The 10,251-nt window shown below is 58.9% G+C and carries 9 protein-coding genes and 1 pseudogene; 6 read left to right on the plus strand and 4 right to left on the minus strand.

Going from position 1 to position 10,251, the window contains the following annotated elements; genetic code table 11:
• Positions 1–36 precede the first annotated feature (36 nt).
• Entirely contained in the window at positions 37–1,395 is a 1,359-nt protein-coding gene (dnaB, locus tag EXQ56_14240; protein ID MSO21582.1) for a replicative DNA helicase, read from the minus strand.
• A gap of 247 nt (positions 1,396–1,642) precedes the next feature.
• On the opposite strand from dnaB, the gene EXQ56_14245 reads away from it, so the two are divergent.
• The 5 genes and pseudogenes from EXQ56_14245 to EXQ56_14265 all read left to right on the plus strand — a co-directional run bounded on the left by EXQ56_14245 (position 1,643) and on the right by EXQ56_14265 (position 5,974).
• Positions 1,643–1,915 carry a hypothetical protein gene (locus EXQ56_14245; protein ID MSO21583.1) on the plus strand — a complete coding sequence of 91 codons (273 nt, stop codon included), beginning with the start codon at positions 1,643–1,645 and terminating at the stop codon, positions 1,913–1,915.
• Positions 1,916–1,948: 33 nt separating this feature from the next.
• A pseudogene (gatB, locus tag EXQ56_14250) lies at positions 1,949–3,115 on the plus strand (Asp-tRNA(Asn)/Glu-tRNA(Gln) amidotransferase subunit GatB).
• 548 nt (positions 3,116–3,663) lie between these two features.
• Entirely contained in the window at positions 3,664–4,119 is a 456-nt protein-coding gene (locus EXQ56_14255; GenBank protein ID MSO21584.1) for a thioredoxin-dependent thiol peroxidase, read from the plus strand.
• A 73-nt stretch (positions 4,120–4,192) separates the two neighbouring features.
• Complete coding sequence (locus tag EXQ56_14260; protein ID MSO21585.1) at positions 4,193–5,353, plus strand: chromosome segregation protein SMC; 1,161 nt, start codon at positions 4,193–4,195, stop codon at positions 5,351–5,353.
• Between the two features lie 270 nt (positions 5,354–5,623).
• Positions 5,624–5,974, plus strand: coding sequence for a hypothetical protein (locus EXQ56_14265; GenBank protein ID MSO21586.1), 351 nt, complete (start codon positions 5,624–5,626; stop codon positions 5,972–5,974).
• 7 nt (positions 5,975–5,981) lie between these two features.
• Here the strand turns inward: EXQ56_14265 and leuD are convergent, their stop codons facing one another.
• The 3 genes from leuD to EXQ56_14280 form a co-directional block, all read right to left on the minus strand.
• Positions 5,982–6,593 carry a 3-isopropylmalate dehydratase small subunit gene (gene leuD, locus EXQ56_14270; protein MSO21587.1) on the minus strand — a complete coding sequence of 204 codons (612 nt, stop codon included), beginning with the start codon at positions 6,591–6,593 and terminating at the stop codon, positions 5,982–5,984.
• 75 nt (positions 6,594–6,668) lie between these two features.
• Positions 6,669–8,075: a 3-isopropylmalate dehydratase large subunit gene (gene leuC / locus EXQ56_14275; GenBank protein ID MSO21588.1), complete on the minus strand. Its 1,407-nt coding sequence runs from the start codon at positions 8,073–8,075 to the stop codon at positions 6,669–6,671.
• Between the two features lie 216 nt (positions 8,076–8,291).
• Positions 8,292–8,918, minus strand: coding sequence for a TetR/AcrR family transcriptional regulator (locus EXQ56_14280; protein ID MSO21589.1), 627 nt, complete (start codon positions 8,916–8,918; stop codon positions 8,292–8,294).
• Positions 8,919–9,021: 103 nt separating this feature from the next.
• On the opposite strand from EXQ56_14280, the gene EXQ56_14285 reads away from it, so the two are divergent.
• Complete coding sequence (locus EXQ56_14285) at positions 9,022–10,020, plus strand: hypothetical protein (protein MSO21590.1); 999 nt, start codon at positions 9,022–9,024, stop codon at positions 10,018–10,020.
• Positions 10,021–10,251 lie beyond the last annotated feature (231 nt).

Genomic DNA, 10,251 nt, shown 5'->3' on the forward strand with positions numbered 1-10,251 from the left:
AAACCAAACCACCGCTCCCTCACGGTCGCGGCTCTGTTACTCCATCTCCTCGCCGCCGCCAAACTCGTCCGCGAGATTTTCGAACGAAGTGTACTGCGCAAGAAAAGCAAGATTCACCGTGCCGGTCGGACCGTTGCGCTGCTTTTCAATAATCAGCTCGGCCTTGCCGCGGTTTTCATCGGTGGGCTTGATCGACTCCTCGCGAAAAATGAAACCTACCAGATCGGCGTCCTGCTCAATCTGTCCAGACTCGCGCAGATCGCTCAAGCGGGGGCGTCCGCCGCGCTCTTCCGTGGCTCGGCTCAACTGGGAAATGGCGATGAGAGGGACCTTCAATTCCTTGGCCAGCCCCTTCAGTCCGCGCGAAATGGCGGAGATTTCCTGGGTGCGATTCTCCTGGCGGCCACGTCCGGTCATCAGTTGCAAATAGTCCACGATCAATAGGCCCAGGCCGTGCTCGGCCTGCAAGCGCCGCGCTTTTGCGCGCATTTCGGTAATGGAGATGCCCGGCGTATCGTCAATGAAAAATGGCGATTCGATCAGACGGCCCAGCGCCTGGGCCAGCTTCGACCAGTCATCGCGCGAGGCGAACCCGGCTTGCAAGCGGTGGCCGTTCACGCGCGCCTCGCCACACAGCAGGCGCATGACCAGCGCCTCCTTCGACATTTCCAGCGAGAACATGCCTACCGGCTGCTGCATGCGTATGGCCACATGCTGCGCGATGTTCAGCGCGAAGCTAGTCTTGCCCATCGAGGGACGTGCCGCGATGATGACCAGATCGGACGGTTGCAGCCCGCGAGTCATATCATCGAATTTGCGAAAGCCGGTCTCCAGGCCCGTTACGCGCTTGCCGCGATCATGCAGCGCATCGAGGCTGCCCATGCTGTCGCGGAAAATATCGCGGAAATGCGAGAACCCCGTGCGCACCTGCTGCTCGCCGATGGAGAGCACCATGCTCTCCGCCGCATCCAGAATCTCTTCCGCCGCCTCGCCGCCGTCGAGAGCGCGCGAGGCGATGGAGTTGGAAACCTGAATCAGCCGCCGCAGCATCGCCTTGTCCTTCACGATGCGCGCGTAGTGCTCGATGTTGGCCAGCCGCGGCAGGCCGTCGGTCAGCGAAGCCAGATAGCCCGCGCCGCCGATCGCCTCCAGCTCGTTATGCCGCATCAGCTCTTCAGAGAGCGTCACCAGATCAATGGGCTTCGAGCGGTCCGACAACTCCTGAATGCGGAAGAAAAGTTTGCGGTGCGAGTCGAGTACGAAGTCGTCAGAGGTCAGCAGCGAGGCAGCCTGGTTGTACGCCGAGTTGTCAAGCAGGATCGCCCCGAGAACGCTGCGCTCGGCCTCGGCATTGCCGGGTAGCCCTTTGATGACGGCGGATTCGCTGACAGCCATTGCAGTACTCGTACTCGCCGGCAGGAACAAATTGCCGGCAGTTTGGTTTGGAAATGTGCGCCCGGTGGAAGCAGCGCCAAAACATTATACTAGATGCGAAGGACGTGGCGAGAGCCAAGTGATCCCTTAAGAAACTCTGCCTCTTGCGGCGGGCGCGGAAGGCTAGGATAATAGTTGCTTCCCGCTGGGCAGCAATGCGTGGCACGGTTAGGGCGAAAGATTTCGAGGAAGGAACGCACGAGAAAACATGGCTACCAATATCGCAACTACGGGACTGATCGGCCGGCGCATGGATGACCTCAGCCTGCCCGAGCGGCTGCAATACGCCAACCAATGGATCGCCTTCAAGAAATACATCCCGCCGAAGAAGACCTCGGAGGGTGGCGTCGAGTTTCCCGATGTCAAAATCCGGCGCGTGGAGGCCGCTGGTGCGAGCGCGCAGGCTTGCATCACCCAGCTCAAGGGCCGCCATCTCGATCCGGCGGAGTTTGAGTTCACCATCATGAAGCCACCCTATTAGAAGCTCTCCAGGCAGATCCCTTCGAGCATCATCATGAGTGCCACTACCACATCTACGGAGACCATGGACGCGATTCTGCGGAAGTACGAGCCGGTCATCGGCTTGGAAGTCCATTGCCAGCTATTGACCAGTTCGAAAATCTTCTGCGGCTGCTCCACCAAATTCGGCGCGCCGCCAAACGCGCATACCTGCCCCGTGTGTCTGGGAATGCCCGGCGCGCTGCCCGTCCTCAATCGCACTGCGGTGGAGATGGCCGTGAAGGCGTCACTGGCCATCAATTGCGCCATCAATCGCAAGTCGATCTTCGCGCGCAAAAACTACTTTTATCCGGATCTGCCCAAGGGCTACCAAATTTCGCAGTTTGATCAACCCATCGCCGAGCATGGCTGGATACTGCTGCACGGCGGCGCGACGGAAAAGAAGATTGGGATCACCCGTCTACACATGGAAGAGGACGCCGGCAAGAGCATCCACGACGGCTTCGCTGACTCCTATCAGCGCACTTACGTGGACCTGAACCGCAGCGGCACGCCGCTGGCGGAGATCGTCAGCGAGCCGGACATCCGCACGCCGGAAGAGGCGCATGAATATCTCACTCGACTGAAACAGATATTGCTTTATGTCGGCGTCTCGGACTGCAACATGGAAGAAGGCAGCCTACGCTGCGACGCCAACGTCAGCATCCGCCCCGTCGGCCAGAAAGAATTTGGAACCAAGGTCGAGGTCAAGAACCTCAACTCCTTCCGCTTCCTGCAAAAGTCGCTGGAGTATGAGATTGAGCGGCAGGCGCAGGTGCTGAACTCCGGCGGCAAGGTCGCGCAGGAGACGCGGCTGTGGAACTCCGCGCAGAATCGCACCGAGAGTATGCGCAGCAAGGAGCAGGCGCACGACTATCGCTACTTCCCCGAGCCGGACCTGCTGCCGCTGATCGTCAGCGAGAAGTGGCAGGCCGAGATTCGCGGCGGCATCCCCGAGTTGCCCGACGCCAAGCGCGTCCGCTTCATCAAGGACTACGGCCTCAGCGGCTATGATGCCGACGTGCTCACCGATTCGCAGGCGCTCGCTGATTACTATGAGCGCGTGGCGAAGGGTTCGCCCGACGCGAAACTGGCGGCCAACTGGGTGATGGTGGAACTGCTTGGCGCACTCAACGCAACAGGCAAGGGCATCGAGGAATCTCCGATCTCGGCTGAAAATCTCGCGGAGTTATTGCAGTTCATACTACCGGATGAAGAACAAGATAGGCTCGAACGGCGCTTTAAGGAACTCGACGATAAACTTGTCTTGGGTTTGCAATCTGCAAACGCCTTTCCTGTTGAGCTCTTTGAAGAAAAAGAGAAGATTGAGAAAAAGCTGAGAAGAACGCTGTCAGGCAAACTAGGTAAAATTGCGTTTCAGGAAATGTTTAAGACATCTGAGGCAGCAGAGCAGGTTCTACTGCGACTCGGCCTGAGACAGATTTCGGACCCCGCGGAGATTCAGCGAGTTATTCAACAAGTGGTGGCAGCGAATCCCAAGCAGCTCGAACAGTTCAAGGCGGGCAAGACCGCGCTGTTCGGCTATTTCGTCGGCCAAGTGATGAAGGAAACCAAGGGCCAGGCCAACCCCGCCAAGGTCAATGACCTGCTGAAAGCAGAACTAGAAAAGAGTTAGCCACAGAGTCACTGAGACACAGAGATAGTAATTTCAAGTTACAACTTCAACACTCTGTGCCTCTGTGTCTCCGTGGCCATTAAGGAGATAAACTCATGTTACAGGAAGGCCAGGCCGCACCGGACTTCACCCTGCTCGATGATGCGGAGCACACCGTCAGCCTGAAAGATTTTCGCGGCGCGCCGCTGGTGATCTACTTCTATCCCCGGGCCGACACCCCCGGCTGAACGATTGAGAGTTGCGAGTTTCGCGACATCTTCCCCAAGTTTCAGAAGCTTCATGTTCCGGTGATTGGCGCCAGCCCCGACACACCCGCCGCGCAGGCCAAATTCAAGGCCAAGTTCAATCTTCCCTTCCCTCTGCTCGCCGACGAGGAGCGCAAGATGGCGGAAGCCTACGGCGTGCTCAAAGAGAAAAACATGTACGGCAAAACGGTGATGGGCATCGAGCGCACCACGGTAATTATCGACGCCGCCGGGAAGGTGCAGAAGATTTTCCCGAAGGTGAAAGTGGAAGGCCACGCCGAGGAAGTGCTCGCCGCGCTAAAGTAATGAAGAAATTTGCCAATCACCGACGATGGAATGGAAGAATGATAGCTGCTCTTCACGAAGTAAGGGGTCCAGCATGAAAGCAGAAAGCAGCCAGGAAGTGCGGTTTGTTCACCTTGCCCTGGAAAACTGGCGCAACTTTTCTAGCGTGGATGTGGATCTAGCCTCGCGAATCTTTCTAGTAGGGCCCAATGCTTCCGGGAAGTCCAACCTGCTTGATGTTTTCCGGTTTCTGCATGACATTGTGGTGGTCGGAGGCGGCTTCCAAGAAGCCATTCGGCGGCGGCGAGGAGTTACAAGTCTTCGTTGCCTGGCGGCTCGGCGTTACCCGGATATAGCCGTACAGGTATCTCTAGGTAGTGAGTCGGGTGTCGCGGCTTGGGAATACGAACTTCGATTTACCCAGGACAATCTTCGGCGGCCAGTCATTAGGAAAGAAAAAGTCACATCCGGCGGCAAAGTAATTCTGGATCGTCCAGACGAAGAGGATCGGGCGGACCCGGCGCGATTGACGCAGACGAACTTGGAGCAACTGAACGTGAACCGGCGCTTTCGGGATGTGGCCGACCTGTTTGGCTCAGTGCGTTACCTACACATCGTTCCGCAACTGGTTCGAGAGCCAGATCGTTCGGCGGGCCACCAACTGGATCCTTATGGAGGAGATTTCCTGGAACAGGTGGCCCGGACGCCAGAAAAGACGCGGAATGCGCGACTGCGGAGGATTAGTGCGGCTATGAGCCTAGCCGTTCCCCAGTTGCAGGAACTCGAGTTGTGGCGCGACGTTCGCGGGATTCCTCACTTGCGAGGGAAATACGAACACTGGCGGCCTCAGGGCGCCTGGCAAATGGAAGAAGATTTTTCGGACGGCACACTGCGACTTCTCGGTCTACTGTGGGCAACACTTGACGGTGCTGGCCCGCTGCTCTTGGAGGAGCCAGAACTTTCCCTTCACCCGGAGGTCGTCGGGTACCTACCTCAAATGCTAGCTCGAATGCAGGGCCGCACGGGGCGACAAGTTTTCCTCAGCACGCACTCTCCGGAAATCTTGCGTGACCAAGGGATCGGGCTAGATGAACTTCTTCTGCTAGTGCCTGCAAGAGAAGGAACCACGGTCAGTCCGGCCAGTTCATTCAAAGAGATACCGGAACTGCTAAAGGGCGGATTAAGTCTGGCGGATGCGGCCCTGCCCCGCACAAGGCCCAAAAATGTTCGACAACTTAGCTTGTTTGGAGATTAAGTCTTGCCGCTCCTTCCTGCGTCCATTCCCATCTCTGCCGTTGTCGAAGGTCGCTTGGACGAAGTCGTTCTGGAGGTGGTTATCCGCAGTACTGGAGCCACCCTTGGCGCTGTGCATGGCCGACAAGGCAAACATTTTATCTTGAAGCATCTAGAAAATTATAACCGCGCGGCGCAGAATTCCCCATGGATTATACTTCTTGACCTCGACTACGACGGTAACTGCGCGCCATCCTATCGCCGCCGTTGCTTGCCAAATCCAGCCAATCGTATGTGTTTTCGAATTGCGGTACGCGAGATTGAGGCGTGGTTGCTTGCGGATCGGGAGCGCCTTGCGCTGTTTCTTGGAGTACCGAAACGATGTGTAACGGAACATCCAGAGGCCGTTCCCGATCCCAAGCACGAGATCATAACGCTGGCCGCCCGTTCCCGCATGAGACGGCTGAAGCAGGATATGGTTCCACGGGAAAACAGTGGTCGCGACGTGGGGCCGGCGTATAACTCGCGGCTGATTCAGTTTGTAATGGATGAACAAAACGGATGGCGACCGGAGATTGCGGCGCAGTCATCGGAGAGCTTGCGCCGCGCAATTGCGTGCTTGCGGCGGCTGGCCGCGCAGTAACAGCCAGTTACTTTGCAGTAGTGACTACCATAGCCGGATGCGATGCTTCGTATGCTAATATGTGAGTGTCTTGTTTTTGGATGTAGCCGAGTTGATCGACGCCGGCCAACATACACTGCTTTGAGAAATTGTCGATTGGGAAACTCACTGACTTGCCACCGGGAAGAGTGAGTGACTGGGCAGCTAAGTCAATCGTGAGTTCCAGCTTCTGATCCGCCTCCACCAGCTTGAATAACTCTTCGTGAACATCGGCGGGAACCACCACGGGGAGCAGTGAGTTCTTCAATGAGTTGCTGCGGAAGATGTCGGCGAATGAAGTGCTGATCACCGCACGGAAGCCGAAGGCGGTCAGCGCCCACGGTGCGTGCTCGCGCGAGCTGCCGGTGCCGAAGTTTTTGCCTGCCAGCAGAATTTTGCACCCCTGCGCGCGCGGCTGATTCAAGATGAAGCTGGGGATGGGCGTGCCGTCCTCGTTGAAGCGCCAGTCACGAAACAGGAAGCGGTCCATGCCCACTTTGTCGGTGGCCTTCAGGTACCGTGCCGGAATGATGATGTCCGTGTCGATATTCTCATTGGGGATCGGCACCACGCGGCTGGTCAATTTTGTGAACGATTCCATGATCAAACTCCTTCAGGTAAAAAGCAGGTCCCTCGCGGCGCTCGGGATGACGACGCAGTTAGTTAGACGATCAAATTAGAGAAGCGTGCGAACGTCGGCGATTTTTCCGGCGACCGCCGAGGCGGCGGCGGTCAGCGGGCTGGCCAGAAAAGTTCGGCTGCCTTTGCCCTGCCGTCCTTCAAAATTCCGGTTGCTGGTCGAGACGGCGTACTTGCCCGCGGGAACCTCGTCGCCGTTCATGGCGATGCACATGCTGCATCCCGGCTCGCGCCACTCGCAGCCGGCATCGAGAAATATTTTCGGCAGTCCCTCGGCCTCGGCCTGCTTCTTCACCTGCTGCGAACCGGGCACCACGAGAACACGCGTGGATGGATTCACCTTTCGTCCTTTGATGACGCGGGCCGCTTCGCGCAGATCGGAGATGCGCGCGTTGGTGCAGCTTCCGATGAAGACCACATCCACCGGGCGGCCCAGCAGCGGCTTGCCCGGCTCCAGCCCCATGTACTCGAGCGCGTGCGCGAGCGCCTTGCGCGAGGACTCATCTTCCATGTCACTCAACTGCGGCACCGGCGCGCCGATAGCGATGCCCATGCCGGGGTTGGTGCCGTAGGTAATCATCGGCTCCATCGTGGAAGCGTCGAGCGTAATTGTCTTGTCGTACTTCGCGCCGGCGTCGGAGGGGAGCGACTTCCAGCGCTTCACGGCGTCGTCCCACGCCGCTCCCTTGGGAGCGAACTCGCGGCCGGCCATGTACTCAATGGTCGTGTCGTCGGGCGCGATCATGCCCGCTTTGGCACCGCCTTCTATCGACATATTGCAGACGGTCATGCGCCCGTCCATCGACAGTGCGCGCATGGCGCTGCCCGTATATTCCAGCACACTGCCCACACCGCCGCCCACGCCGATTCTGGCGATCAGCGCGAGAATAATATCCTTGGCGGTAACGAAGGGCTTCAGCACTCCGTCGATGCGGACCTCGAACGTCTCGGGCTTGCGCTGCAACAGACACTGTGTGGCCAGAACATGCTCCACCTCGGTGGTCCCGATGCCGAAGGCCAGCGCGCCGAACGCGCCGTGCGTGGAGGTGTGACTGTCACCGCAAACGATGGTCATGCCCGGCTGCGTCAATCCCAGCTCCGGGCCGATGATATGCACGATGCCCTGATGGGGGCTGCCGAGCCCATGCAGCGGGATGCCGAACTCGCGGCAGTTGTCGTCGAGCTGCTTGATCTGCTTGGCGGCCATGGCGTCGGCGATGGGCAGCGAGCGGTCATGCGTGGGAATGCTGTGATCCGCCGTGGCCACGGTGCGCGAGGGCTGCCGGACCTTCAGCCCCTGATCGCGCAACGCCGAGAACGCCTGCGGCGAAGTGACCTCATGGATCAATTGCAGATCAATGTAGAGCACCGCCGGGCAATCCGGCTCCTCAATGACCAAATGGTTGTTCCATATCTTCTCAAACAAAGTTTGCGGCGCGGCCATAACGATTCCTTCCTATGCTCCCAGGCCCTATGCTCCCGGCCTGGTCTTTCCCGGTAGCCCTCGGACACGGATGCCCCCAAGCGTGCAGTGGATAACTTCTAATTATACCCGGCATCGGCCACCAGATGCCTTGGATTTCAAGCAAACACTGAAGTCGTGCCTTGAAGAAAACAGGAACAGATGGGTCCGGTTTGTCATGCCCGGTGATCGTCTCGGTCACTGCGCAATGCCGGTTCGCAGACGTTTGTTGGCGTAGCGGACGAGCGCCTCCACCTCTGCTGGTGTGGACAGTTGGCCGTCCAGCGCGAGCATGGAGATGCCATGGACGACGGACCAGATGTAACGTGCGAGCTGTAGCGGATCATCGTTAACAATGAGGCCACGCTGTTGCTGCTCGACGATGGCATCGACCAGCGCATGGAAGGCGTCAGCGCCGGCAACGTTCACCTCGCAGTCCTCGTTGCCGGGCGGGACTACACCGCCGAACATTACCCGGTAATGCGCCGAATGGGCGACCGCGAAGCGCACGTAGGCAGCACCCATTGCTTCGAATCCTTCGCGTCCGCGTCCGCGCGCATCCCACTCTTCCACTAACGCCGCCCGGAGCATCCGGAAGCCCTCCGAGGCTACTGCGGTCAGCAACGCTTGCTTGTCAGCGAAGTGGCGATAGAGTGCCGTCCGGGAAACGCCCAGCCGCTCACCTACGCCTCGGAGGGTCAGAGCCGCAATCCCCTGCTTCTGAATTGTGCGGACAGCCTCCTGGAGCATCGCGCGCGCCAGGTCGCCATGGTGGTACCGGCTGGGAGGTTTGCGGGCGGGTCTGGAAAGTCGGGGACGAGGCATTGCTCATACTAGAATATTTGTGTTGACATCGTCAACATAGATAACTATCCTTATGTTGACAGTGACAACATTAAGCGAGTGCTCAAAAAATCAGGAGGACACCATGCCAACAATCGCACACACCGACCGGCTAAAGGAAAATCTTGCGGGACGAGTGCGCCCTGCGCCAGCAAGCAAGGCAGGACGAGAGGGGGACGCGGTACTTGCTGGCCAGCAAGCACAGGTGGGCCAGCGAGCACAGGCCAGTGAGTCTCCCCTGGTTCACATTCACGGATTCCTGACTCGCTTGTGGAGCACCGATCCTCTGCTGACTGGCACAGGCCTGTTCCTGCTGGCACTGCTGGTGCCGTCATCGCTAGGAATTTGGCTTGATCCCCGAGAAATCGCCGGTGCCCCGGCCTGGCTCAAGCCGGCCAAGTTTGCGCTCTCAACCGCCGTCTACACGCTCACTCTCGCCTGGGTGTTTAGCTATCTGCCCGATTGGCCTCGAACACGCCGCATCGTGGGGCGCGCCACCGCGGTGGTGATGCTTCTTGAAGTCGCCATCATTGACCTGCAAGCCGCGCGGGGAACGACCAGTCATTTCAATGTGAGTACGCTGCTCGATGGAATCCTGTTTACGGTTATGGGGATCGGAATTTTCACCCAGACCTTCGCCAGCATTGCCGTCGCGGTGGCCCTGTGGCGCCAGCCGTTTGCTGATCGCGCGATGGGCTGGGCGCTTCGCCTGGGCATGGCGATCACCATCGTCGGCGGACTGAGCGGCGGACTGATGACCCGTCCGACGAAGGCACAGCTTGACGAGGCCATAGCCACCCAGCGCCTCACTCTTGTCGGCGCGCACACGGTGGGTGCCCCGGACGGCGGCCCGGGGCTGCCGGTTACCGGCTGGAGCACACGTCATGGAGACTTGCGTGTCCCGCACTTCGTGGGCCTTCATGCGCTACAGGCGTTGCCGCTCCTCACGCTGATCTTCCTGCACCGCCGCAATGAAACTTCGCGCACACGTTTGGCGCTGGCCGCCGCGGCGATCTATGCGTTGGTGTTCGTGGCACTGCTGATCCAAGCTCTGATCGGCAGTCCGCTGGTCGCGATCGGATAAGGGAGAGGACCGGTACGGTTGACCTGCCCGGCGATTTCGATACCAGCCGAAGTGAGAGAGAATCTCATGAGGGAGGTATTTTAATATGCCGATGCAGAGGTACAAACCAGAGCAGATCGTAACGGTGTTGCGGCAGGTTGAAGTGGCGGTGGCCAGCGGGAAGACAACGCCGCAAGCGTGCAAGGAAGCCGGGATCACGGTGCAGAGCTGAGAGATGAATGTCTGAATGGA

This window comes from Acidobacteriota bacterium (assembly GCA_009691245.1).
Classification (GTDB): domain Bacteria; phylum Acidobacteriota; class Terriglobia; order 2-12-FULL-54-10; family 2-12-FULL-54-10; genus SHUM01.

Coding starts and splice junctions, on each gene's coding strand:
- dnaB (MSO21582.1), bottom strand. CDS start 1,395: ATGGCTGTCAGCGAATCCGCCGTCATCAAAGGGCTACCCGGCAATGCC.
- EXQ56_14245 (MSO21583.1), top strand. CDS start 1,643: ATGGCTACCAATATCGCAACTACGGGACTGATCGGCCGGCGCATGGAT.
- EXQ56_14260 (MSO21585.1), top strand. CDS start 4,193: ATGAAAGCAGAAAGCAGCCAGGAAGTGCGGTTTGTTCACCTTGCCCTG.
- EXQ56_14265 (MSO21586.1), top strand. CDS start 5,624: ATGTGTTTTCGAATTGCGGTACGCGAGATTGAGGCGTGGTTGCTTGCG.
- leuD (MSO21587.1), bottom strand. CDS start 6,593: ATGGAATCGTTCACAAAATTGACCAGCCGCGTGGTGCCGATCCCCAAT.
- leuC (MSO21588.1), bottom strand. CDS start 8,075: ATGGCCGCGCCGCAAACTTTGTTTGAGAAGATATGGAACAACCATTTG.
- EXQ56_14280 (MSO21589.1), bottom strand. CDS start 8,918: ATGCCTCGTCCCCGACTTTCCAGACCCGCCCGCAAACCTCCCAGCCGG.
- EXQ56_14285 (MSO21590.1), top strand. CDS start 9,022: ATGCCAACAATCGCACACACCGACCGGCTAAAGGAAAATCTTGCGGGA.